The sequence below is a fragment of the Paenibacillus sp. FSL L8-0502 genome, from assembly GCF_038593055.1.
Taxonomy (GTDB): Bacteria; Bacillota; Bacilli; order Paenibacillales; family Paenibacillaceae; genus Paenibacillus; species Paenibacillus polymyxa_D.
On record NZ_CP151958.1, the window covers coordinates 4,011,737 to 4,036,896 of the forward strand.

The following is a 25,160-nucleotide window of genomic DNA, read 5'->3' on the forward strand; positions in this document are numbered from 1 at the left end:
GAATCACCTCTCTGAGGTAGTATCTGTTCTATGGCTTCTCTTCCCTATTATATCGGAAAAGTTTCGATTATGGATAATGACTCTCATTCATAAATCCAGCGTTCAATGATCCCTTTTACCTTGTGCACATGTTGCTGTGATAAGGAACAAATAATAACCAATTCGTTTTTCCCATTTGTATCTAACCAATAGTGAACGTCATCCTCTTCATTAACCGTTTCTTGAATGATTCTGATGGATTTATGACTTATTTTTGATTTAGCCGAAAAAATGGGGTTCATATCCATGACTTTCTGACCATTAGAAAAGGATGTATTGTAATAAGGAATCACCCAGTTCTCATTATCCTGATCTTGTACTACATTTAGAAATACACGCACCCAATAATCCTCTAGTTCTGTGTAACTCTGTTCATTCAACTCATTCAAATTCATACATGTAACCACCCATCTTATACACTGGTTGTCTGACGGCTTGCAAGGATTGTTCAATACGCCCTGTTGCTTCCTTGGTGCCCGTAGACATTTTGCAGATTTCTGTAGCGACAACCCCAAAACCTGCTCCTGCGTCACCCACCCGAGCAGCTTCAATCCAGCATTTAATCCAAGCAGGTAATATGTATCCACTTCCTCAAATTTTGATATCAGCCCTACCCTCTATTTCGTCATTTTCATCCCATGTATTTAGGGAAGCAGCGCGTACCGATTAAGATTGGCACGCGCTGATGGTATGACTTTTATGAAACAGGCATTAAGATCTAATCCAACTGCTCTCCATTAGTTTCGATCACATTCTTATACCAATAAAAGCTCTTCTTTCTAGATCTGGCAAGTGTCCCATTGCCTTCATTATCCTTATCGACGTATATAAACCCATAACGCTTTTTCATTTCTCCGGTTCCCGCACTGACCAGATCAATACATCCCCATGGCGTATACCCTATTAGGTCCACTCCATCAGCAATTGCTTCTTTCATTTGCTCAATGTGTTGCTTCAGATAATCAATTCGATAATCATCGTGAATGGAGCCATCTTCTTCCACTGTATCTACGGCGCCAAGACCATTTTCAACAACCATTAACGGGATTTCATATCGGTTATAAATATTATTGAGGGACCATCTCAATCCCTGTGGATCGATCTGCCAATCCCAGGCACTTGCTTTTAAATGAGGATTCTTTAAGCCCATAGATAAATTCCCTCCCACTTTCTCCTGGTTAGGATCGGCACTGACACAAGTAGAAGAATAATAGCTGAAAGTATAGAAATCTACGCAGCCTTCTTTTAAGATGTCCTCATCTCCTTCTTGCATTGTGATCTGAATGTTATGATCTCTAAAATAGCGTTTGGCAAATCCCGGATAAGCTCCTCTTACTTGGACATCTGAGCATAGGAAATTACTTAAGTTATCCTTTTGTTGAGCCAGCAGAATATCATCAGGATGACATGTAAGTGGGTAGGAACACATATAAGCAATCATACAACCGATTTTAAAGTCCTTGTTGATTTCATGACCCAGCTTTACAGCCTTTGCACTGGCAATAAATTGATGATGCAACGCCTGATACAGAACCTGCTCATCCTTCACTGTAGCATGGGCTAGCTCTCCATTCCCCTCCGGCATCATAGCTCCAGCCATGAATGCTCCAAATGACAAGGTTAAAATATTGATTTCATTAAAGGTTAACCAGTATTTTACGACATTTTTGTATCTGTTAAAAAGCACTTCACAATATCTCACATAAAAATCTACGACTCTGCGATCTGACCAACCATTATATTTTTGGGTCAAATGAAACGGTGCTTCATAATGTGAGATTGTAACCAAAGGCTCAATATTGTACTTTTTCAATTCTGCGAATACACGATCATAGAACTGCAAGCCTTGCTCATTCGGCTCTGCATCATCTCCATTAGGAAATATTCTTGACCACGCAATGGACATCCTAAAGACCTTGAATCCCATCTCTGCAAATAAGCGGATATCCTCTTGATAGCGGTGGAAAAAATCAATAGCCTCATGACTCGGATAGTTCACTTCTTCTTCCAGCATAGGTGTAATTCTTCGGGAAGTCGTATGCGTTCCAGCCGTAATCACATCAGCAGTGCTTAAGCCTTTACCTTCTTCATTATATCCACCTTCAAATTGGTTGGCAGCCGTTGCACCTCCCCATAAAAATCCCTGTGGAAATTCCAATGTAGTTGTATTTTTCATTGTTTAATTCCTCCTCAACATTAATTAGGATTAGACTACGACGGTCAATAAGTCCTCTTGATACTCAATTGCCTTTTTCTCTGTTTCAATGACATCCAGGTAATTCGTAGTATTGGCAACGATAACAGGTGTGGTCAAAACATAACCAGCCTCTTTTATAGCTTCCATATCAAACTCCATAAGTAGCTCGCCTTTTTTAACAGCATCCCCCTGTTTTACTTTAGGATAGAAGTGTTTGCCTTTTAATTTGACCGTATCTTTGCCTACATGGATGAGGACCTCAACACCGTGGTCACTTGTAATTCCAATCGCATGACCTGACGAAAATAATGATGTTAATACACCATCTACAGGTGAAACGACCTTACCTTCAGAAGGTTCAATGGCAATCCCTTTACCCAGAGCACCTGTCGAAAAGGCTTCATCTGTTACTTCAGATAAAGACTTCACTTCACCTTTTAATGGACTCATCACCGTCTCTTGCTTTACTAAAACTTCTCCTTTGGCTGATCTCGAGGTGCTATCTTCCTTTTTAGCTTCTTTCACTTCATCATCTTTAAATCCGCCAAAGAACATAAGCAAGAAGCCTAATACAAAGCTTACCAGGATACCGATAACAGCCCCATAAAATCCACTGTCTATTCCTGACGGACTGATATAGCTCGGGATCGCGAAAATGCCCAATCCACCAATGATGTAACCTTTAGTTCCCATCATGCCTATAATACCGCCGCCTACTGCAGATGCTATACAGCTTAAAATAAATGGTTTCTTACGTGGTAATGTAATCCCGTAAATCGCTGGTTCTGTCACACCAAAAATCCCGGAGATGACAGCTGGAATGGAAAGTGATCTCAGTTTTACATTTTTGGTTTTAAACAAAATCGCCAGTACGACGCCCGTCTGAGCAAAGGATGCTCCCAGCGTAGCCGCAAGAATCGGATCGAATTTAAGCACGGCTAAGTTGTTCATAGCGATAGGAACAAGTCCCCAGTGTAATCCAAAGATAACAAACACTTGCCAGAAAGCGCCCATGATTATGCCTTCAATCATTGGACTTAAGTTATACACAAAGAGAGTTGCTGCCCCAAGCAGTTGACCTGCCCAAGTCGAGAGAGGTCCAATCACAATCAATGCTAAGGGTACAATAACTAACAATGTGAAAAACGGAACCAAAAATGTTCTCACTACGCTAGGGATTACCTTTTTAAAGAAGTTTTCTATTTTTGAGCCTACATAGGTGGATATGATAATCGGAAGAACGGTTGACGCATAACTCATCAGAATGACCGGAATGCCTAAGAAGGTGATATATACCGGTGACTCAAATATAGTACCGCTAAATAGAGTGTATAGTGGTTTGCCTGAGGCTGTTATCGTGCTAAATGTGGGGTACACAAGCGATGCACCTATAGCCATACCTATGAAAATGTTGGCATTGAACTTTTTAGCTGATGTATACCCCAGGAAAATAGGAAAGAAGTAAAACAAACAATCACCTAAAGCATTGAGAATTTGATAGGTACCCGATGTAGTGGTCAGCCAGCCCAAAGCTACAAATAAGGCAGTGAAGCCCTTAATCATACCCGTGGCACTTAAGACACCCAGCGTGGGTGTAAATACACCTGAAATGGTATCAATAAATCTATTGAACAAACTCATTTTTTCACCTGATGCTTCTTCTGAATCTCCTGTCTGAAAACCGCCTACAGCAGTAACATCAGCATACACCTCAGGTACATGGTTACCTATAACAACCTGGTATTGCCCGCCACTCTTTACCACAGTGACAACACCATCCATATTTTTCAAAACCTCTGTATTGGCTTTACTTTCATCTTTTAGTTTGAAGCGCAAGCGTGTAATACAATGAGTTAGACTATTCACATTTTCTTTGCCGCCGACATTTCTGATGATGTCTTTTGCTAATGTCTCATACTTCATTGTAATTTCCCCTTTAATTGTATTTATAAAAAAAGGCGAAACCAAAATAGATCAAATTCGATCTAGGTTGGTTTCGCCTGCATTACCAGTAACAATCCAAGAGTTATTCAATTTTGTCTTTGGGTCACACGCTGAATATGAATCGTGATATACAGCTTTTCCTCATCTGACAATACCATATCCAAGTATTTCTCAATCTTCAGCATGCAGCCATAAGCCTTTTTGTACTTTGCTTTCACTTGCCTCCATAAAAAATCGTCTTCCAGTTCTACTTTTTCTTTTTTATTTAATCGCTGAAAGAAGAATCTTAAATGTGTAATAAATCGCTCATAACTGATCGAGTGTTCATCTATGGTGGTATTATAAGAGTATTTAATAATATTCAAGATGTCGTGTATTTTTTGAGTTTGCTGAGCAACATCTGCTACCTTGTTGCAGGAGCCGTTTACTTGAGCATTGATTAAATGAAGAGCAATATTACCTGCTTCATCTTCTGACAATCGTTTGCCTATTTCATCTTCAATAAACTCCAGTGCTTTTAAGCCAACCGCAAATTCTTTGGGATAAAATTTTTTAATCTCCCAAATTAACGGATTTGCATTTTTAAACCCTTCATCAAACATTTTAAATGCATTGTTCATATGATCCGTAAGCGAAACATATATATAATCGCTCAATTGTACTTCTAATATGCTTTTTCCATATTCAATGATGTCATAGCATAACGAAACATATTCTGATGGAACATCCTCTAACAATAACTTAAATTTCTCTGAAGCATCTTTATGTTTAAGCACAAAGACCTTTTCAATTAGATGCTCTTCTACTTGTTCGCCTGCACTCTTTTTAAATGCAATACCACGACCCATAACAACAAATTCATCTCTTTTTTGATCTTTGGCTATTATGGCGTTGTTATTAAAGATCTTCGTTATGATCATCTAACTGCCCCCCTTATCCCATCAAATTTAAAAAAGGATTTAGATGCTGGGCGAAATTTCAGATAGGTCACAAGACGGTAATAGCCGATCAAACCTTCGTCGTAAATCAAATTCAAATGTATTGATTTACAATTCCGTGTTATGAAAACGCATTCATAATAAGAGACAAAGCCTTACGTTTTCCATCATTGATCTTGAGTGCTCCCAAACCGATCTGATATTCCGTTCTGAAAATGGATATAGTCGGTTAACCACGTCCCATGACATCATTTTTCGGATGTCGATTCGTTGGTCGACGTCATCATCTTTGTTGTTCAGCACTTGTAAGGCTTTATATCACTCACCTTTCTGCGTTATGGCTGGGCAGATTTTCATATCATGCAGGATATCGCAAAGCATGTATTCTAAAAAGAAAAGGCAAAACCCAACACATGGAAATTGAATTCCATGCCTCGGGTTTTGCCTTTTCAGTAACAATCCCAAAATCATAATAACATCGAATTTAAGTTTTGCCAACAAAAATGTTTGCGCTTTCTTTTTCGGAGCAACCACATCAAATACAACACACTATCATGGTATAAAATGTCATCCGCCAATGTAGGACATGTTAATCTTTTTTTTGTTGTTAGCTGTCTGCTCCGTACGTTCATCGGAATACCGGTCTGTACGTTGTTCCCATACTGAAGTAATCACATCGAGTAGTTCCTGGTCATCCGCTTCATTACGAAGCATCTGGCGTAAATCGAATCCGCCTGAAGCAAACAAACATGTATAAAACTTGCCATCGCACGATAAGCGGGCGCGTGTACAAGACGAACAAAATGATTCAGAAACCGAAGTAATAAAACCAATCTGTGCGTCGCTGTCTTTATAACGGTAACGTTTTGCCACTTCTCCAAAGTAATCCCGATCCATCGGCTCCAGCTCGTACGCATTCTTAAGTCGTTCAACAATTTGTTTTTTGGTTAGTACCTTTTTGAAGCTCCATCCGTTGTCATTCCCTACATCCATAAACTCGATAAAGCGAAGGGTTATTCCCTGCTCCTTAAAATAAGCGGCCATCGGCAAAATCTCCGAGTCATTAACGCCTTTTTGAACGACCATATTGACCTTGATTTCAAAGCCGATTTCTCTTGCATATTCGATCTGCTTCAAAATAAAATCAGGCTTAATCCCCCGCCCATTCAATCGCCCAAATAGCTCAGGGTCCAGAGCGTCCAGACTGACATTAAGCCGTCGTAGCCCCACGTCATAGAGAGGCTTAGCCTGCTGTCCTAGCAGCACACCATTGGTGGTCAAGCCGATATCTTCCACTCCGTCAATGGACAGGATTTGGGAAACCAGGTCGGATAGATTCCTGCGCATTAATGGTTCGCCGCCCGTGAGTCGGATCTTTTTTACACCCAGGGATACAAAGAGCTTCGTTAGCCGGTGTATCTCTTCAAACGACAGACATTCATTTTGAGGAAGAAAGGCGTAATCGTCACCGAATATTTCTTTGGGCATGCAATAGGAACAACGGAAATTGCAGCGGTCCGTAACCGATATACGCAGGTCACGAATTGGCCGCTGCAACGTGTCTTTCAGTGGATAAAAATTCATACGCCCTCTCCTTTCTAGTTGTTTAGCATCGTTATTATTAGCCACCGCTGACTGGGGGAATGAAGGCTGCAATGTCTCCATCCTGTAATACATCCGTAGACAACGCATACTCCTCGTTTATCGCAATTCGCACAGACTCGATCGGCATATCTGGATATTGATCTGTTATCCAATTGGATAAATCGCCTACCGTTTGGCCCGCCAAATCTGCCAATTCTTCTGTTTTTCCCGTCACCTCACGGAGTCCCGCAAAGTAGTACAGCTTAATCATGACTGATCTCCCCCGGCTTTTTCTTTTGATCTCCGACCCACTGCGTTCCATCTTCCCAAATCTCTCGTTTCCAAATAGGAACTATTTCTTTAATTCGTTCGATCGCGTATTCATTTGCCTCATACGCATCCGAACGGTGAGGTGAAGAAACGGCAATGACAACGGCGATATCACCGATTTGAAGCTCGCCAATGCGGTGCGCGATTGCCACTCGCGTCCCTTCCCATTTCTGTTCGATTTCGCGACCAATCTCTGTGAGTTTTTTTTGGGCCATGGGGACATAGGCCTCATAAGCAAGGTATAAGGTCCGTACGCCTTGAGTCCATTCTCGTACGTGCCCTGTAAAAATAGTCACCGCTCCTGCTTCCGGCCTTAGGACATAATCCGCATAACCCTGCGGGATAATGGGCTCCGTCACGATTTCAAATACACTCATCTTTTCCACCTTCCAGCCCCCGGACAATCCACTCTCCGGTGACAGACTCTTTTAAATATTTCTGCTTTTTGTATCTATATCTCATTTAACCGAACAGCTGATGATATAGTTTTTGACCGTTGGCAACACTCCGTACACCGTGTATGAGAAGCCTTCCGTTTTTGAATAAAATCATTCGATGCTTAAAAGCATAAAATTCAACGAAATAAGGGGTTCTTTTCACACGATCTGCTATAAGCCTGCCCATTTTTTCTGCATCATCGAGCGTGATCGGACGTTGTGGGTCTGGAAGAACCTGTACAACGTTCCGTCCGCACAGAGCAGCATACGCCGAGCGACGTGATGCTGTCAGTGCAGGAAACGTAGGATGTTCTCCACAGGTTGGACAATCTTGGTTACGGATGCGGGAAATCCCTATGTCCATCTGCGTGTTCTCCCATAAATCAAATAGATGAACCTTGCGACGCATCTTATCACGTCCGCCGCTCAGCCACTTCATGGCTTCTGCACATTGGAGGGCGGCTGTCACCTGGACTGCGGGTGAGATGATTCCAGCCGTATCGCAGGTCTGATTGATCGCAGGCAGCGATGGCAGAAGGCAGCGTAAACAAGCTGACTCGCCCGGCACGAATGGAAAAACAACGCCTGTGCTTCCAACACAGGCTCCATAAATCCATGGAATTCCTGCCTTCAGTGCAGCATCGTTGATCAGCAGACGAGTTTCGAAATTGTCCGTAGCATCCATCAGTAATATACTCTTGCTGGCAAGTTCTAGAACAAGCTCAGCATCTAAATTATCGAGATATGTGTGCAAGCGCACGTCTTCTCGTATAGCTTTCAGCCTTTTTTCGGCTGCCATAACCTTGGGCTGCATTTCCGCGGCGTCCTGCTCCGTGAACAGCTGCTGACGTTGCAGATTCGACATCTCTACGTAATCCCTGTCAACAAGATGGAGCTCCCCAACGCCCGCTCTTACCAGTGTTTCGGCGATGGCAGAACCCAGTGCCCCGCAACCGATAATGGTGACGACAGCAGCGGATAGATTACGCTGCCCTTCGCCACCAATGGGTCTAAATAAGATCTGTCTGGAATAACGCTCATTCATTAGATTGTGTCCCTTGATAATACAGCCATATGACGAGGATCAGGCTAGCCAGCGCCACTTGGGAGAGCAGCATGAATCCAATGGAGTAATGGCCAGTAGCGGCATGAATCGTCGACAACAAGATCGGAGGGAAAAAGCCACCGAGACCGCCCATCATGGATACAATTCCGTTAACTATACCTGCTTGTTTATTAAAATAAAATGGAACTAGCTTGAAGATGACGCCATTCCCTACTCCAGCACATACAGCGATCGCCAAGCAGCCTACTGTATAAAGGGTGATCCCTGGTGAAAAAGCCAAAAGAATCGCAGCGACCGTATAAACAGAGAACGTGCCTACCAGCAGGAACAGAGGCTGAAACCGATCCGCCAGCCAGCCACCGATAGGGCGGAAGAAAGTAGCAATCGCAATAAAGCCAGCTGTACGCATCCCTGCATCCACTTTGGTCAGTTCAAAATTTGATACCAGGAAATTCGGCAAGTACACCGTGAACGCTACAAATGAGCCAAATGTAATAAAATAAAAGAGCGAGAAAAACCAAAGCTTCTCATTTTTATAAACCCCTTTGATCTGCTCCATAATGGGCGTCTTCACTTTAGCTTCATGACGATCCCCAAAGAAGAAATTCAAAACGATAAAAACAAGCAGCAGAATGAGATACAGCTTCACTGTAGGGGCCCAGCCGATTTGGGTAGCCACAATAGGGGCCGAGAAGGTAGTGACGGCTGTTCCCAAGTTTCCTATACCATACATTCCATTTACAAACCCATGCTTTTCCTTTGGATAATACTTCGGCAGCGAAGTCACCCCAACCGAGAACACAGCTCCTCCAATCCCAAGGAACAAGCCACCAATAATTAAATCCGTCATCGTAGAAGCTTCACTGATATAGTAGACGGGAAACAAAAGCAAAATAAAGCTAACGAGAAAAACGATTCTTGCTCCGAAGATGTTGGCATAATAACCAAGCGGGATGCGCAGAATCGAACCAAGCACGACCGGAATCGCCGTGACCATGGCCAATTTTCCGGGCGGAATAGCAATATCCTCCGTAATGAACGGCATAAGCGAAGAAATGATAACCCATACCATGAATCCAAGAATCAAGTTCAATGTTTGTAACGGTAACTGCATTTTTCTAATCATTTAACTCACCTTTTCAACGTTTTTTCTGTCGAATTATTAAATTGAATTTCTGTCCCCATTGTAGCCGCTAGCCGATCTGTTCGAATATAGGGGACTCCCCTTTACCCGACAGGGGACTCCCTGAAAATATAAAAAAGCCGCTTCTATAGGAAGCGGCTTGGTCTTTTTAAGAGATAAGTGTATTTAATTTGTCACATAACTTGGTTAGATCATTCCGATTGATCTGTTGCTCTGCCATAGGAAAAAGTACAGTTTCTTCTTTTATAAAATGTACAGTCAGCACTTCAAAGGCCTCTCCCGCGTTCTTGGCTGCCTCTTGAATGTCATCAAGCGTGAGCAAACTCAAATCGCCCTCCGTCTGATGAAGAAAATGATCGATATAGCCCTCTATTTCACGGTGCTCCTCCTGTATACCGACGAGCGGTCCCTGCTCAAAACCAATGTAGGTTCCTAGCATAGAAAAGAAGTGTTCTTCTTCCTTTTCGGTATGTTTCTTGAGGGGTACCCTAAAGTCGAGAATCTGCATTCTCAGTTTTTCCAGTTGCTTGCGGCCTTCTTCCAAATCTAGTATTCTGTGCTGCTCAAACCACAATACAATGGCATGCCATTCATCCATCAGATATGTTAGATATCGATGCTCATTTTCAAGAATACGCATGGCAGGTTTGGAAAAGCGCAGTTTCTCATTTTCCAGCACGCGGATTTCCTCCATTCATCGGCTAAAAATCCAGCATTTTTTTCTTTAATGCATATTGGACCAGTTCAGGCCGGCTTCTTAAATTCAATTTTTCCATGATCTTCGCTTTATTTGCTTCCACCGTCTTGACAGAGATGAACAGCTTTTCCGCAACTTCCTTGTTACCGTAACCTTTTGCGACCAGAGGCAGAATCTCCAGTTCCCGCTTGGACAGGATCTCATAAGGATCTTCTGATTGTGACGTTGTATCTTTTTTGATGAACTCACGAACGAGAGAAGTAGCCATTTTAGGATGGATATAAGTCCCACCCCCATGAATGGTTCGTATGGCAAGTAATAGCTCCTCATCTGGAGCATTTTTCAAAACGTATCCTGAAGCACCATTCTTTAAAATATGAAAAAGATATTCTTCATCGTCATGCATGGTCAAAATCAGAATTTTAGTATCAGGGTGGTCTTCTTTAATCTTGCCTGTGGCGATCAATCCACTTTCGCCTGGGGGCATGCTGAGGTCCATGATTAGAATATCCGGACGATATTTAGCTACCATCGTATACGCTTCAATGCCATCCGCAGCCGTTCCGACAACCTCCATATCCGATTGGAAGTTCAAAATCATGGAAAATCCGCTTCGTACAATAGCATGGTCATCCGCTAACACAATTTTGATCAAGTCTCTATTCCTCCTCTTGGCCAATCGGAATTTGCAAAAAGACTTTGGTTCCCTGACCCACATTTGATAGGACGCCAAAACTTCCGCCTACCAGCTCTGCTCGCTCCTGCATGCCATATAAACCTAATCCCGTTCCAATAGGCTGGCTCCCCTTTTCAAAGCCAATTCCATCGTCCTCTACAGTCAAACGAAGCGTATGATCGTGCTCAGTCAAAGAAACTTTAACCATGTCTACCTGGGCATATTTTAAGGCATTGAGAACAGCCTCTTGGCAGACACGGTAAATGACCGTTTCCTTTTCACTTCCGTATCGCTTTTGGGGAAGATCCGACACAAATTCAACGACAAGACCAAAGCTTTGTTCAACCCTCTTAAAGTGGGAACGAAATGCCGCTTCAAGCCCAAAATCATCAAGTGTGGCGGGGCGTAGTTCCACAGACAGGTTGCGGATATCATCCAGCAATCGCGTCATGGATGCTTCAGTCTGCTTCATGTTTTTGATGAGCTGTTCATCATTCGTCATGTATTTTAACACCCGCAGCTCAACAACCGCACTCATCAATTCCTGGGCGACGCTGTCGTGCAGTTCCCTGGAAAGCCGTTTACGCTCATTTTCCTGCGCTTCAATGACATGCTTCATCATTTTGTTTTGATACAATTTTTCCTGCGTCTGAAATTGCGGAGTCAAGTCCCTCAACATCAACACCCTTGTTCCATGTTCAGAATCAATGGTGTGAAAAGAAGCGGCATAGGGGATCATTCCGTTGCTCTTTGTTTCCAGATATACCTGAAAAGAAGCGAAATCCTTGGATTCTGGCATATTGAAATAACAATCAAGGCAGGTACGGGGCTCCGTTTCGCTTGTATAGCCCCTGCATGTTCCACACAAAGCTTTTTCCTTCCCTTCATAGAGTTGAATGAGGACGTCATCGCTCACAATCTCCTCCGCTGCCGGGTTCATAGCTAGGGTGTTCCCTTGCCCATCAAAAAAGAAAATGGCTTCTGTACTGTTCTCAAACAACTTCACCATTAGCGCATTCAAAGAGCCAGTCCCTACAGATAATGTCAATTACATCACTTCCTTCCCGTTCAACTCTCCAAATCCCCTATGCGCCAAAGCTTCCAAATCACGCATCATGGCTGCGGTCATCAGCAGTTCTTCCCGAAATCCACCAAGCAGTACGCCCGCGACGCGAGCATCATTCCATAGGGGAACAGCCCCGAGACTCTTGAGTTTCTCGGATTGAACGATCGGGTAGTTAAACAGGTTGTCTGCCCCCACATATTGATGAACAGATGGAATGAAAACGGATTTCCCAGTTTTGAACACGACTCCTGCTATGCCCTTTCCGGATTGCAGTACAATTCGCTTAAAGCGATCATTTAAATTACCGGCTGCATTTTTCCATTTAATTACGTATTGATATTCGGCCGGTTCAACCAGAGCAAGCGCCATGAAATCATAACCGAAATGTTCGCGTATTCGCTCAAGCTCCCTTTGATAATCCATCCTATTATTCATCGCTCTCTCCTAATAGAATTAGGAAAGAAGGCAGAGCCCGCTTTCCTAATTCGATTTATGTCTTCTGTAAAGGATATAACTTCTGCGCACATAATTCAACGGAACACTCCACACATGTACAAGCCGGGTAAACGGCCAGAATGCAAAAATCGCAAAGGCCATAAGAATATGAAGCTTGAAGGACATCGGTACGTCTCTCATCAGTGTCGGGTCGACACGGAATACGAATAAACCGCGGAACCAGATTGAGATCGTCTCTCGATAATCGAATTCTGGCTGTACCGCATTCGTTACGAGAGTCGCAAACATCCCCATGCATACAATGGCCAAAAGCAATACGTTTACTATCAAATCAGACGCCGTACTTAAATGGCGCACATTGCGTATTGTAAATCGACGAGAGGTAAGAATCAACATACCGAGGAACGTCATCGCTCCAAATATTCCACCAATATAAACTGCTCCAATATGATATAGATGATCGTTTACACCCAGTGCATGCATCCAGGTTTTGGGTATGCCCAGACCGGATACATGACCCATAATAACCGGGATAATACCCAGGTGGAATAAGAGACTTCCGATCATCAATTGTTTCTTTTCAATAAACTCACTTGATTTCGCTGTCCAATTGAACTGATCATTTCTGTAGCGGAAAATATGCCCTACAATAAAGACGACCACACACATATAAGGGAAAATAACCCATAAAAACTGCTCTAGCATCATCATTGCGCAGCTGCCTCCTGTTCTACGCATGCTTTAAGCGTTTCGCGCAGTCCCTTGACCAGATGAAAATACGGGCTTTCCATTTTCTCCAGCGCTTTAAGTAAATGATATGTGCCGTCTTCCAGGATCGCGATTGGCATGCGGAAGTTTTCTGTCGTCTTCGGATCTTGCGACCATTCGGCGGCATACAGAAATTCACACATGAGCGGAAGGTAATCTGGCAGCTCACCATCTGGCATTTCAAGACCATACATCTCGTATAGCACCTTTAACTTGACCAACATTTGTCCCCGTTCTTTTGCATCTTCGAATTTGAAGTAAGTCATATATAGTGCACAATTTTTTTGAAAATCAAAGGTTTCTGTATACATTTCCTGAATCTCTTCCATACTGAACTCTTGCATAAGGGACCAGTAGGTGTTCGCATGCGTATATGCCGGATGGTTTGGATCAAACGATGCTTCCAGAAAAGCCGGATGAAAATCCAGCTTTTCCGGGTACATGAGTTGTTGGGCGAAAAACCCGAATGATGGCTTGCATTCATACAGCTTCGCTACATTAATCACGCCAAATACCCCCGTAGAAGTTTTCTTCATACATTTCTTTGCCCGTTTTCAAAGGCTCTTCCATCCCCATTGAACTTGCCATACTACAGCCGTCACATCCAGAGCCTGAACCCATATTTCCCATGGTATCTCCGTAACCCGCAGATCCTTGAGCCCGGTACGGATTCGAATATCCTTCTTTATGCGACGTTGGAATTACGAAACGATCCTCATACTTGGCAATCGCCAGAAGCCGATACATCTGCTCAGTCTGCCGAGGTGTCATGCCAATGCGCTCAAGACGGCTTTCATCAAAAGATTGTCCTGTGGATTGAGCACGCATATAGGAGCGCATCATAGCCATTCTTTGCAAGGATTCCTTCACGGTTTGGGTGTCGCCCGCCGTCAGCATATTGGCAAGGTACTGAATAGGGGTACGCATTTCTTCGATAGCCGGAAAAATCATATCGGGATTCTCAATCGAGTCTTTCCCTTCAAAGTAATTCATGATCGGGCTAAGTGGTGGAACATACCAGACCATAGGTAATGTACGATATTCCGGATGAAGCGGGAATGCCAGCTTGTGCTCAATGGCAAGCTTGTAGACCGGCGAGTTCTGCGCTGCTTCAATCCAGTCCTCCGAGATGCCGTCTTTTCTCGCTTGAGCGATCACTGCCGGATCACTAGGATCCATGAACAGGTCACACTGCGCCTTATAAAGCTCTTTCTCGTCCTGCGTAGAAGCGGCCTCAAGAACCCGATCCGCGTCATACAGCATAACACCGAGGTAGCGAATTCGTCCTGTACATGTCTCGGAGCAGACTGTCGGCAGGCCTGCTTCCACACGTGGGAAACAGAAGGTACATTTTTCCGCTTTGTTCGTCTGCCAGTTAAAGTACACTTTTTTGTATGGACAGCCCGTCATGCAATACCGCCAGCCGCGACATGCTTCCTGATCCACGAGCACAATTCCGTCCTCGTCCCGTTTGTACATAGCACCTGAAGGACAGGACGCGACACAGCTCGGATTTAAACAATGTTCGCAAAGCCGTGGGAGATAAACCATGAACGACTTCTCAAAGTTAAATTTAATCTCTTCTTCGATTTTCTGAATATTTGGATCAAGCGGACCGGTTACATGCGCACCCGCCAGGTCATCTTCCCAGTTTGGACCCCACTCCAAATCCATTTTTTCACCCGTTACCGCAGAGTGCGCGCGTGCCACAGGTGAATGCTTCTGTTCACCGGCGTTGGTCAGTTGCTCGTAATTGTAAGTCCAGGGCTCATAATAATCTTTCATTTCTGGCATGTCTGGATTGTAAAAAATCTTACCCAGTGCTATTTTGGACAGCTTGTTGCCTGACTTCAGTTCCAATTTCCCTTTGCGGAGCTGCCAGCCGCCTTTATATAATTCCTGGTCTTCCCAGCGCTTCGGATAACCGATACCGGGTTTAGTCTCCACATTGTTAAACCACATATACTCCGCACCTTTGCGGTTCGTCCAGGTTGTTTTACATGTCACGCTGCACGTATGGCAGCCAATACATTTATCCAGGTTCATGACCATGGCAATTTGAGCTTTAATCTTCAAGCCAGTTAACCTCCTTCATTTTACGTACCGCAACGTACACATCACGCTGGTTGCCGATTGGACCATAATAGTTGAATCCATAACTAAGCTGAGCATATCCACCGACCATCTGGGTTGGTTTGAGATGAATTCTTGTTGGTGCGTTATGACTACCGCCGCGTGTATCCGTGATTTCAGAGCCTGGCACTTGAATGTGCTTATCCTGAGCATGGTACATGAACATAGTCCCTCTTGGCATCCGATGGCTGACAACGGCCCGGGCGGTTACGACGCCATTACGGTTGTATACCTCTACCCAGTCATTGTCAGCAAGATCGTGCGCCTCTGCGTCTTCATTGTTGATCCATACGGTAGGACCTCCACGAAACAGCGTAAGCATGTGCTGGTTATCCTGGTAGGTGGAGTGAATATTCCATTTACCGTGCGGTGTCAGATAGCGAAGCACGAGTGAATCTTGTCCGCCTTTTATTTCCCGATCCCGAGGACCGAACACCATCGGTGGCAACGTCGGTTTGTAGATCGGCAATGATTCTCCAAATTGTTGGAAAATCTCATGATCAATATAGAAATGCTGTCTTCCCGTCAAAGTACGAAACGGAACGAGACGTTCAATATTCGTTGTAAATGGTGAATAGCGGCGTCCCTTCTTGTTCGATCCAGTGAATACTGGTGTCGGTATAACTTCCCGAGGCTGTGCCGTGATACTTTGGAAAGTGATTTTTTCCGCTGCCCGATCAGCCGAGATGTCTTTAAGTTCAACACCGTGAAGCTCTTCTGCCTGCTCATAAGCCTTTTGCGACACCCGTCCATTAGTCGCGGATGAAAGATGAAGAATTGCATTGGCCACTTGGCGAGCTGTCTGGATTTTTGGCAGTCCGTCTTTAATGGACTCATCGTAATAAACTCCGTTCAACTTTTTCATTTCCTCATATTCTTCTGCTACGGAGAAGCTGACGCCATGCGCACCTGCTTTCCCAGTAGTCAAATTCGGACCGAGTGAGATAAATTTATCGTGAATTTTAGTATAGTCACGTTCGATGATGCTGAAATTCGGCATGGTTTTACCCGGGGTCGCTTCAATCTCACCCTTCGTCCAATCCTTTACAAGACCCATCGGCTGTGAAATTTCACCCACACTGTCGTGTGCGAGCGGCGCGGTCACAAGGTCTTTATATATACCTGGCAGGTACTCTTTCGCCATATTAGAAAAGACTTCGGAAAGCTGGCGGTAAATATCCCAGTCTGCACGAGATTCCCACAGTGGATTAACGGCCGGATTAAACGGGTGTACGAAAGGATGCATATCGGTTGACGACAAATCCGTTTTCTCGTACCAGGTTGCCGCCGGAAGCACGATATCCGCGTACAATGGGGTTGTCGTCATCCGGAAATCAAGTGCAACCATCAGATCAAGCTTTCCTTCTACATCTTCTCTCCAAACGATTTCCTCCGGTTTCTGCTCCTCGTTCGGCCGGGCAAGCAGGGCATCAGATGCTCCGAGTAAATGCTTCATGAAATACTCTTGTCCCTTTGCCGAACTGGAAATCAGATTGGACCGCCAAACAAAGAGTGAACGCGGGAAGTTCTCGGCTGCCCCAGGATCTTCTACAGCGAAGCGTGTCTTACGTGATTTAATCTCTTCCACAGAATGTTTAATGATGTCCTCGTTGGACTTTTTGCCTAATTGCGCTGCCTCTTCGGCGAACAACAGACTATTTTTATTAAACTGTGGATAAGAAGGTAGCCAACCCAGACGCGCTGCGAGCACGTTGTAGTCTGCTGGATGTCTGTAACTGACATCCCCGCCAGTCGGTGACTTCAAAGTGTCTGTTCCACTTTCTTCGTAACGCCACTGCTCTGTTGCAAAGTAGAAAAACGATGTAGCATTTTGCTGTCGAGCTGCTCCTTGCCAGTCTTTTGCAAAGGCAATCGTTGACCAGCCTTCGATTGGGCGGAGCTTTTCTTGACCCACATAATGCGCCCAGCCTCCACCGTTTACACCTTGGGAAGCCGTCAACACGACAAGGTTCAAGATGGACCGATAGATGGTGTCACTATTGAACCAGTGGTTGATACCCGCACCCATAATAATCATGGAGCGCCCTTTGGTATCGATAGCATTTTGAGCAAATTCCCGAGCAATCTGTACCACAACAGACGCCTTCACACCTGTGATCTTCTCCTGCCAGGCAGGGGTATAATGCGAAGCTTCGTCGTAATAATTCTTGGCGTTATGAGAGCTGTCATTGCGTGCGACACCGTACTGGCTCATCATCAAATCGTACACGGTTGCTACGTAACGTTCCGAGCCATCTGCCAAGCGTACTTTTTTGGCCGGAATTACACGTTTGAATGTTCCATTACCCGCGTTATCAAAATAAGGAAATACGATTTCTTCCCATTGCTCGCCATGACCTTCCACAGTGAGTGCGGGCTCAACTTTTGTTCCGTCTTCCCGCTCCAGAATCAGGTTCCATTTCTTATCCTGCTCCCAGCGCTGTCCCATCGTACCGTTCGGAACCAGCATTTCCCCCGCTGCTTCGTCATATATGACTGGCTTCCAGTCCGCATGCTGCGAAGCATCTCCAAGGTCACTCGCCCGTAGGAAACGTCCACCTTTCCAGGCTCCCTCGTGCGGATCAAGCAGAATCATAAACGGCATATCTGTATATTGTTTGGCATAGTTAATAAACATCGGTTCTTGGCGCTCTTTGTAAAACTCATCCAGAATAACATGTGTCATAGCCTGGGCTACAGCAGCATCTGTACCCGGATGTGGTGCAAGCCAGTTGTCAGCGAACTTCACATTCTCCGCCAAGTCGGGAGCCACTGATACAACTTTTGTCCCCTTATAACGTACTTCCGTCATAAAATGAGCGTCTGGCGTCCGGGTAAGTGGTACATTCGATCCCCACATGATCAGGTAACCCGCATTGTACCAATCAGAAGATTCCGGTACATCCGTCTGCTCACCCCAAATTTGAGGAGATGAAGGCGGAAGGTCGGCATACCAGTCATAGAAACTCAACATCTGTCCACCAATAAGCGAAATGAATCTGGCTCCTGAAGCGTAGCTTATCATTGACATCGCCGGTATTGGCGTAAAGCCCGCGATCCGGTCAGGACCATACTTACGAATGGTATAGATGAGTTGCGCCGAGATCAGACGCAGCACATCGTCCCAAGCGACACGGACATGACCGCCTTTTCCGCGAGCTGCTTTATAGAGCTTGGCTTTCTCCGGATCTTCCACAATGCTTGCCCATGCTTCCACCGGATTGGCATGTTCCTGGATGGCAGCCTGCCAAAGCCGCAACAGCTTACCGCGCATATAAGGGTATTTCACACGTAATGGACTGTATTCATACCAGGAAAATGTAGCGCCACGCGGGCATCCCCGCGGTTCAAATTCTGGCATATCTACACCGCAGGAAGGATAATCGATCTGTTGATTTTCCCAAGTAATGATGCCGTTTTTCACAAAAACCTTCCAACTACAGGAACCCGTGCAGTTCACTCCGTGAGTCGTCCGAACCACTTTGTCGTGAGACCAACGCTGTCGGTACACGTTTTCCCATTCTCTATTTTTTTCCTCAAGGATTGACCAATTTCCCGAATAGCTTTCGATCGGTTTAAAAAAGTTGAGGTTGTATTTTTTTTTCATCGATGACCAACACTCCTTTTTAGAATAAATCATCCCAACGCAAGTTCCATGGGAAGGTTCATTCGCTTACTCTCATTATGTAATTCATTCATCGCTGTTCCCATTAGGGAATGTCCTATAGCGCTACAGGAAATCCCTCGTTCTATCGAAAGATACAAAAAAGCCTCCCCCTGCTAAAGGGAAGCTTATATGAAGAGATTAATTGTTCTTTTGGCCCGTTAACAGGAGCATGATAAAAGAAATGAGTATGATAGAGCACGTCCAGGCCCAGGCCATAGGAAGATGCCCAGAATCCACCGCAATATAAATGGCCGTCGGAATCGTTTGTGTTTTACCCGGAATATTTCCGGCAATCATCAACGTAGCACCAAATTCGCCCAGGCCGCGGGCAAAACCGAGTATAAAGGCAGCTTTAAAAGAAGGGAAAATTAAAGGAAAGGTGATATACCGGAAAACCTGCCATTCACTTGCACCCATCGAACGTCCCGCGTTTTCCAAGTCCTGGTCAACAGAAGACAATCCCATTTTCAGTGTCCGATAGACAAGAGGAAAAGCCACTACCACCGCTGCTATAACCCCAGCCCACCACGAGAATATAATAGGTTCTCCAAACGATTGCTCCACAAAACGTCCGAACCCGCTTTTTCGTCCTAGTAATATTAGTAGTAAAAAACCAACAACCGTCGGTGGGAGTACCAAGGGCAGCATAAGCACAGTTTCAACAACCGTTTTCCCTTTAAATAAACCTAACCGTGACATGGACCATGCCACAAGCAAACCTAATATGATTACTAGAACGCTGGATAACAGTGCAACCTGCAACGATAAGCGGATAGGAGGCCAATATTCATTCCAATCTATATCTTGCATGCTCACTTCGGTATGGTAAATCCATACTTAGCCATAATATTCAGAGATTCTTGTGATTGTAGGTATGCATAAAAGTCTTCGGCTTCTTGAATGTGCTTTGAACCTTTGATAATCCCGATTGGATACTCAACAGGTGAATAGGTTTTGGAATCCACCGCAAAGGCGATTTTTGCCTTTTGTGAAGTTAATGCATCTGTTTTATATACAAATCCGACATCAGCATTCCCAGTTTCCACATATTGCAGCACTTGTCTAACGTCTTTTGCTTGAACCAGCTTGCTCTGTAACGTGTCCCAAAGCTTCGCTTTCGTCAGCGCTTCCTGTGCGTAGTTGCCTGCAGGAACACTTTCAGGAATTCCGATCACAACTTTCTTCACTTCTCTTTTTGTTAAATCGGTTACACTCGCAATGTTCATCGTCCCATCTGCTGGGATAACCGCGACCAATTCATTCGTCAGCCATGTTTTTTGTTTATTACTCTCTATTAACTGCTGATCTACGAGAGACTTCAAGTTTTTCTTCGAAGCGGACAGAAACAAATCCGACGGCGCTCCTTGCTCAATTTGTTTTTCCAACGCACCAGAGCCACCGAAGTTAAAATTCAATTGGATGCCTGTATGGGTTAATTCGTATGAATGCTGAATTTCTTTGAGCGCATCCGTTAAACTTGCAGCTGCGGATATGGTAAGCTCAACAGTTTCAGCCTTTTTCGAAGAATCCTGGCTGGAGGCCTCGTTGTTCTGGGCCGTGCTGCTACCATTTGAAGCTGATTGTTGCCCCGCACCGCACCCTGAAAGTAATAAAATGATGGAAATAACCAAAACGAAAACAGTGCTACTTTTAATTAATTTATGCAATTGGTTCGGCTCCTCATGTTAGTTCATCATTAATTAATGGGTTTTGCTATTAGCTGTGCCTGTTTCGTACGTTCGATCAATGTACAATTTTCAAGAAGAATATGATTAAAAATATCTGCTTCCAGGTCTTCTAACCGTTTCAATACGAGTCGGTGCGTACCACAAGCTTCCTGCATCGGCTCAAAGCCATTTGTGATCAAGCGCATTTCCTTCAGGAATTCCACCACCGTTTGATGTTCGTTTTGCAACTTGGACAAAATTGGATTTAACTCATCTGCTCGTTCCATTGTTGATTCTTGTAAAAATGCTTCAATCATCGGAAACACAAGGTCCTCCTCATATTGAATATGTTCCGATATTTCCTGTTTAAGCAAGGTGAACAGTTCATTAACTCGCTTTAGATGCGGATAACGTTCGCCATGAACCCGCGTTAGTTTGGTTACATACGGCGTTAACGCCGATAGTTCTTCCCGAAGCTTCGTATGATACTCATTTTGAATATAGGCGATTAGTTCTTTGGGTTCGAGTGAAGGAGGTTGCATTTGCTTATGCTGTGCCTGCTTTTCTTCCACTTCATGTATCTGCGTCAGCAGTTCACCAGCGTGGAGACCTTGATTGGCTGCTGCTTCACGGAGCGATATTTTCCCTCCACAGCAGAAATCAATCCTCAGTTTGCGGAACAGATCTCCCGTTTTGGGTACTGCTTTCACAATGTCCGCCACCCATGTTTCTTCCGTTAACTGGCTCATCTTCCATTCCTCCATCTTACTTCGATTTTATACTTAACTTTCATTCTACGTCTCCCTTAAAGCTGAACCAATCAGGGGGTTCCCTCTTTCATTCGTGGAAAGAGCCTGATTATAAAAAATCAGAAAGCAACTGTTCAGCCGCTTCTTTCCCTTGAGCGATGCAATCTGGAATTCCAACGCCCCCATAGCCGGCACCACATAGGAAAACACCCGGTAAATCCTGTGCGAAGTCCTGTCTGATCTTCGCCATATGCTCTTTGTGTCCAATCGGATATTGCGGCATTGATCGATCACACCTACTGACTTCGGTGAATTCCGGTTCCGCTTCCAGGCCCATTAAATCTTTCAAATCTTTACGCGCGGCATCCACAAGTTGATCGTCTGTCATCTGAATCCACTCCTGTGCACCTGCATGTCCAATGTAGGTCCGTAAAAGCGTATATCCTTCAGGAGCAGTATGGCTCCACTTCGTCGAAGACCAAGTACATGCCGTAATCTTTTTACCTTCTTTGCGGGGTACTAAAAATCCCGTTCCCTCAAAATTAAGATTAAGATCTGTGTTTTTATAAGCAAGAGCAATATTGGCTACGGAAACATAGTGAATCTTGTGTAACCAGCTAGCGCTTGCAACGCCGGAGAATAATGTAGCCGCTTCAAAAGCTGGAACAGCGCAGATCACCGCATCCGCATCTATTTTTTGTCCATGTTCTAAAATGACCTGATAACCGCTTTCTTTCCTTACTTCAACTACACCTTGCCCCATAACAAAACGTACGGTATCCAGCCTTTCCTTTAGCCGCTCCACGATCGAAGATAATCCTAGCCGATAAGAAAGAAACATACTTTTCTTAGCGATATCTGGCAGGTTGTCTTGTACTGCTGGCTTTCTCCCCGCCCCTTTAGACATACCCTTAATCAGACTTCCATGCTTTTGTTCCATTAGTTTAAATTGAGGGAAGGTTGACATGAGGCTCAGGGAATGTGTATCCCCAGCGTAAATTCCAGACAGCAGAGGTTCCGTAATCTGGTCCAGAACTTCTTTGCCGAGACGCCGTTTGATAAAATCACCTAGAGATTCGTCTGCATCACCTTTCTTTGCCGGAATGATTAAATCCAGGGCTGCCCGTGCTTTTCCCAGCGGAGAAATAAGTCCTGTCCGAATGAAGGGAGTGAGCTTTGTTGGAATGCCCAGAATGAAGCCCATCGGCATCGTATGAAGTTTACCCTTATGCAAAATGCTAGCAGATTTGGCTTTCGGGTTTGTCGATACCAGCTCTGCTTCCAGCCCCAACTCCATAGTCAAATCCAATATTGCCGTCTTTCTGGCCAAGAAAGCATCCGGTCCTTTTTCGATCATAAAATCGTTTTGGCGAACGGTTTGCAGTTTTCCTCCTAGACGTTCACTTTTCTCCACCAGTGTAATCTCCACTTCAAGTTGCCGATCCTCAGCCAGCTTTTTCACATAAAAGGCAGCACTTAAACCGCTTATTCCTCCACCGAGAATAACGACTTTTTTAGAACTTTTCTTCATGAAAACACTTTTCCTCTCCAACCCCGGGTATATAAGCGCAATAAGGGTCACTCTCCAAATAGTCTCCTGTTATTGCAAAAGCCCTTGCTCTGGAGCCCCCACAGACAGCCTTGAATTCACAGACTCCACATTTACCTTTAAGTAGGGACTTATCTCTAAGATTCATCATGATCGGAGAGTTGCGATAAATGTCTGCCAAGCTATCCTTTCGTACATTCCCGCACATAAGAGGCAGGAAACCACTAGGGTATACTTCGCCGATATGACTAATAAAAACAAATCCATCTCCGTCATTTACGCCTTTAGGAGCACGTCCTAAAACATCTGCCCTCTTTTGTCCGTCTGCTACACTGTTCTCACCTGCGCTGTGCTTTTGCTGCAGCACGACCCTCCGGTAGTGAGGAGCTTCTGTAGCCTTCACTCCGTACGGCATCTGTTGCTGTATTTGATACAACCATTTCATTACGGCTTCATGCTCATCAGGAGTAATCATATCTTTCTCCATGCCACGTCCAGTTGGAACAAGGAAAAATAAACTCCATAACACAGCCTGCATTTCCTTTACTCTTTCTGCAATTTGCTCCAGATCATGAAGATTGTACCGGGATACCGTAGTGTTCACTTGAATAGGGATGTTCAGTTCCTTTAAATAACCAATTCCTCGCATGGTCGTATCGTAAGAACCCGCTGTACCCCGAAAATGATCGTGAATCTCGGCACATGAACCGTCCAGACTAAATGCCCACCGCGATAATCCAACTTGCTTTGCTTTTTCTACCGCTGTTCGTGTCACTTTAGGAGTGGCACTGGGGGTCATTGAAACCGACAGATTTTTCTCTTCAATTGCATATTGAGCCAGTTCAAACAGATCAGGACGCATTAAAGGATCTCCGCCTGTGAATACAAGCAACGGATGATTCATTTCAGCGATTTGATCTATTAGCTTCTTACCTTCTTCTAATGTCAGTTGACGAGGATCAGGTTTGTACTGAGCTTCCGCTCTACAGTGAAGGCACTTTAAAGCACAAGCTCGTGTAACCTCCCAGATGACTATAAACGGGTCAGTATGATAATCACGCGGCGTTTTTAAAGATATCATTGATGTCTCTCCTTTTAGAAATATAAAAACAACACAAAAACATAGAGCATCATTGAAAATCCAATTTCCGCCATGCCAACTTGTTTTGCCTTTAATCCGAGTTTAGGAAGCCATATGGCTCTTATCAAAAAAATTAAAAAAGGAACAAACAGAAATAACTTTAACCAAATGGCAAACAACAAAATCACCACATGATAGATAACGGAAGCATAATGGTAACGTATATTTTTTCTTTCACGAATGATCGTTTTGACATACAAAGCAGTTCCGATAAAGTAAAGCACCAAAAGCAAGAATAGCTCTGTTGCTACCCTCCAATCCTCTCCTCCCCCCATATAAATAACGGGATATATAAAAGAACAAAAGAGTAGAATTGCAACAATGTCATTGAGTAAAGCACGTTCATTTTTCGTTCTCGCAAAATAAATATTAGCCATAAAAAAGAGCAATAAAAGAACTCCATACCAGATCAAGGCAGGCTCAAACCATATCAGTGAAATTAACAAAGGAAGTAATATCACTCCGTATACAACGGCGGGTTTGCGATATCTTTCACTGCTGCCTGTTTTGATCCATTGGAGGACAGGAAAACTGAATAAGTAGATAAAAAACCAGCACACAAATAGGGGTATATGAATGAGATCCCCTCGAGAAGCAGCTAAACCGAATAAAAATGGAAGAATGAGCATAGCCCAGGCTCCATGTTGATTGGGTATGTATCTGCTCATCCCCCTCAAACCCTTGATCCTTTTTTCACAATCTTTTTTATGTCTGTTATTTCGGTTAATCGATTCATCATCCATTCCCCCAAGATTGAGTTTTATCTTCTAACTTCATTCTAAGTATTATATGAAATTGAACCAATTAGGGAGTTCCCTTTTCCTTAGAGGGGAAAATCCTAACCGGAAAAATAACGCTATTTTCTTATGCTATACTGTACTAAAAAAGGGAACAAAGAAAGGATGAACTGTT

23 protein-coding genes and 1 pseudogene are annotated in these 25,160 nt (G+C 44.1%); all 24 read right to left on the reverse strand.

The window, feature by feature from the left end:
- Positions 1-83 precede the first annotated feature (83 nt).
- The 24 genes and pseudogenes from NSQ57_RS17410 to NSQ57_RS17525 all read right to left on the reverse strand — a co-directional run bounded on the left by NSQ57_RS17410 (position 84) and on the right by NSQ57_RS17525 (position 24,991).
- Positions 84-434: a hypothetical protein gene (locus NSQ57_RS17410; RefSeq protein ID WP_342425080.1), complete on the reverse strand. Its 351-nt coding sequence runs from the start codon at positions 432-434 to the stop codon at positions 84-86.
- A 19-nt stretch (positions 435-453) separates the two neighbouring features.
- Positions 454-611: pseudogene (locus NSQ57_RS17415) on the reverse strand (methyl-accepting chemotaxis protein); the annotation flags it as partial.
- 146 nt (positions 612-757) lie between these two features.
- A complete protein-coding gene (locus tag NSQ57_RS17420) occupies positions 758-2,215 on the reverse strand; it encodes a 6-phospho-beta-glucosidase (RefSeq protein ID WP_342425081.1) in 1,458 nt (485 codons plus the stop codon).
- Between the two features lie 30 nt (positions 2,216-2,245).
- Complete coding sequence (locus tag NSQ57_RS17425; RefSeq protein ID WP_342425082.1) at positions 2,246-4,159, reverse strand: beta-glucoside-specific PTS transporter subunit IIABC; 1,914 nt, start codon at positions 4,157-4,159, stop codon at positions 2,246-2,248.
- A gap of 107 nt (positions 4,160-4,266) precedes the next feature.
- Positions 4,267-5,100 (reverse strand): PRD domain-containing protein, encoded by an 834-nt coding sequence (locus NSQ57_RS17430; RefSeq protein ID WP_165149749.1) that lies wholly within the window; start codon positions 5,098-5,100, stop codon positions 4,267-4,269.
- Between the two features lie 585 nt (positions 5,101-5,685).
- A complete protein-coding gene (gene moaA, locus NSQ57_RS17435; RefSeq protein ID WP_341071059.1) occupies positions 5,686-6,702 on the reverse strand; it encodes a GTP 3',8-cyclase MoaA in 1,017 nt (338 codons plus the stop codon).
- Positions 6,703-6,739: 37 nt separating this feature from the next.
- Positions 6,740-6,973, reverse strand: a complete 234-nt coding sequence (locus NSQ57_RS17440; protein WP_029515506.1) for a MoaD/ThiS family protein — start codon at positions 6,971-6,973, stop codon at positions 6,740-6,742.
- Positions 6,966-7,409: a molybdenum cofactor biosynthesis protein MoaE gene (locus NSQ57_RS17445; protein WP_342425083.1), complete on the reverse strand. Its 444-nt coding sequence runs from the start codon at positions 7,407-7,409 to the stop codon at positions 6,966-6,968. The genes NSQ57_RS17440 and NSQ57_RS17445 overlap by 8 nt, the downstream gene beginning before the upstream one ends.
- An 85-nt stretch (positions 7,410-7,494) precedes the next feature.
- Positions 7,495-8,514 (reverse strand): ThiF family adenylyltransferase, encoded by a 1,020-nt coding sequence (locus NSQ57_RS17450; protein WP_029515508.1) that lies wholly within the window; start codon positions 8,512-8,514, stop codon positions 7,495-7,497.
- The gene (locus NSQ57_RS17455) at positions 8,507-9,661 is read right to left on the reverse strand and encodes a nitrate/nitrite transporter (protein ID WP_029515509.1); all 1,155 of its coding nucleotides are present in this window, start codon (positions 9,659-9,661) and stop codon (positions 8,507-8,509) included. The genes NSQ57_RS17450 and NSQ57_RS17455 overlap by 8 nt, the downstream gene beginning before the upstream one ends.
- A gap of 166 nt (positions 9,662-9,827) precedes the next feature.
- Positions 9,828-10,358, reverse strand: coding sequence for a hemerythrin domain-containing protein (locus NSQ57_RS17460; RefSeq protein WP_029515510.1), 531 nt, complete (start codon positions 10,356-10,358; stop codon positions 9,828-9,830).
- A gap of 22 nt (positions 10,359-10,380) precedes the next feature.
- Positions 10,381-11,028, reverse strand: a complete 648-nt coding sequence (locus NSQ57_RS17465) for a response regulator transcription factor (protein ID WP_023989699.1) — start codon at positions 11,026-11,028, stop codon at positions 10,381-10,383.
- Positions 11,029-11,035: 7 nt separating this feature from the next.
- Positions 11,036-12,100, reverse strand: coding sequence for a sensor histidine kinase (locus NSQ57_RS17470; protein ID WP_029515511.1), 1,065 nt, complete (start codon positions 12,098-12,100; stop codon positions 11,036-11,038).
- Positions 12,101-12,553 carry a GAF domain-containing protein gene (locus tag NSQ57_RS17475; protein WP_029515512.1) on the reverse strand — a complete coding sequence of 151 codons (453 nt, stop codon included), beginning with the start codon at positions 12,551-12,553 and terminating at the stop codon, positions 12,101-12,103.
- A gap of 45 nt (positions 12,554-12,598) precedes the next feature.
- Positions 12,599-13,282: a respiratory nitrate reductase subunit gamma gene (narI, locus tag NSQ57_RS17480; protein WP_029515513.1), complete on the reverse strand. Its 684-nt coding sequence runs from the start codon at positions 13,280-13,282 to the stop codon at positions 12,599-12,601.
- On the reverse strand, positions 13,282-13,848 hold the full coding sequence (narJ, locus tag NSQ57_RS17485; RefSeq protein WP_342425084.1) for a nitrate reductase molybdenum cofactor assembly chaperone: 567 nt from the start codon (positions 13,846-13,848) through the stop codon (positions 13,282-13,284). The genes narI and narJ overlap by 1 nt, the downstream gene beginning before the upstream one ends.
- Positions 13,841-15,418 carry a nitrate reductase subunit beta gene (gene narH, locus NSQ57_RS17490; RefSeq protein WP_028542275.1) on the reverse strand — a complete coding sequence of 526 codons (1,578 nt, stop codon included), beginning with the start codon at positions 15,416-15,418 and terminating at the stop codon, positions 13,841-13,843. Before narH ends, narJ begins: the two co-directional genes overlap by 8 nt.
- The gene (locus NSQ57_RS17495; protein WP_342425085.1) at positions 15,408-19,082 is read right to left on the reverse strand and encodes a nitrate reductase subunit alpha; all 3,675 of its coding nucleotides are present in this window, start codon (positions 19,080-19,082) and stop codon (positions 15,408-15,410) included. The genes narH and NSQ57_RS17495 overlap by 11 nt, the downstream gene beginning before the upstream one ends.
- A 198-nt stretch (positions 19,083-19,280) precedes the next feature.
- The gene (modB, locus tag NSQ57_RS17500; RefSeq protein WP_341039749.1) at positions 19,281-19,958 is read right to left on the reverse strand and encodes a molybdate ABC transporter permease subunit; all 678 of its coding nucleotides are present in this window, start codon (positions 19,956-19,958) and stop codon (positions 19,281-19,283) included.
- Positions 19,955-20,809 (reverse strand): molybdate ABC transporter substrate-binding protein, encoded by an 855-nt coding sequence (gene modA / locus NSQ57_RS17505; RefSeq protein WP_341039750.1) that lies wholly within the window; start codon positions 20,807-20,809, stop codon positions 19,955-19,957. The genes modB and modA overlap by 4 nt, the downstream gene beginning before the upstream one ends.
- A gap of 29 nt (positions 20,810-20,838) precedes the next feature.
- Entirely contained in the window at positions 20,839-21,558 is a 720-nt protein-coding gene (gene ric, locus NSQ57_RS17510; protein WP_029515518.1) for an iron-sulfur cluster repair di-iron protein, read from the reverse strand.
- Positions 21,559-21,667: 109 nt separating this feature from the next.
- Positions 21,668-23,089 (reverse strand): protoporphyrinogen oxidase, encoded by a 1,422-nt coding sequence (hemG, locus tag NSQ57_RS17515; protein ID WP_208332668.1) that lies wholly within the window; start codon positions 23,087-23,089, stop codon positions 21,668-21,670.
- On the reverse strand, positions 23,073-24,188 hold the full coding sequence (locus NSQ57_RS17520) for a TIGR04053 family radical SAM/SPASM domain-containing protein (RefSeq protein WP_069010498.1): 1,116 nt from the start codon (positions 24,186-24,188) through the stop codon (positions 23,073-23,075). Before NSQ57_RS17520 ends, hemG begins: the two co-directional genes overlap by 17 nt.
- Positions 24,189-24,202: 14 nt before the next feature.
- A complete protein-coding gene (locus NSQ57_RS17525) occupies positions 24,203-24,991 on the reverse strand; it encodes a YwiC-like family protein (protein WP_049816889.1) in 789 nt (262 codons plus the stop codon).
- Positions 24,992-25,160 lie beyond the last annotated feature (169 nt).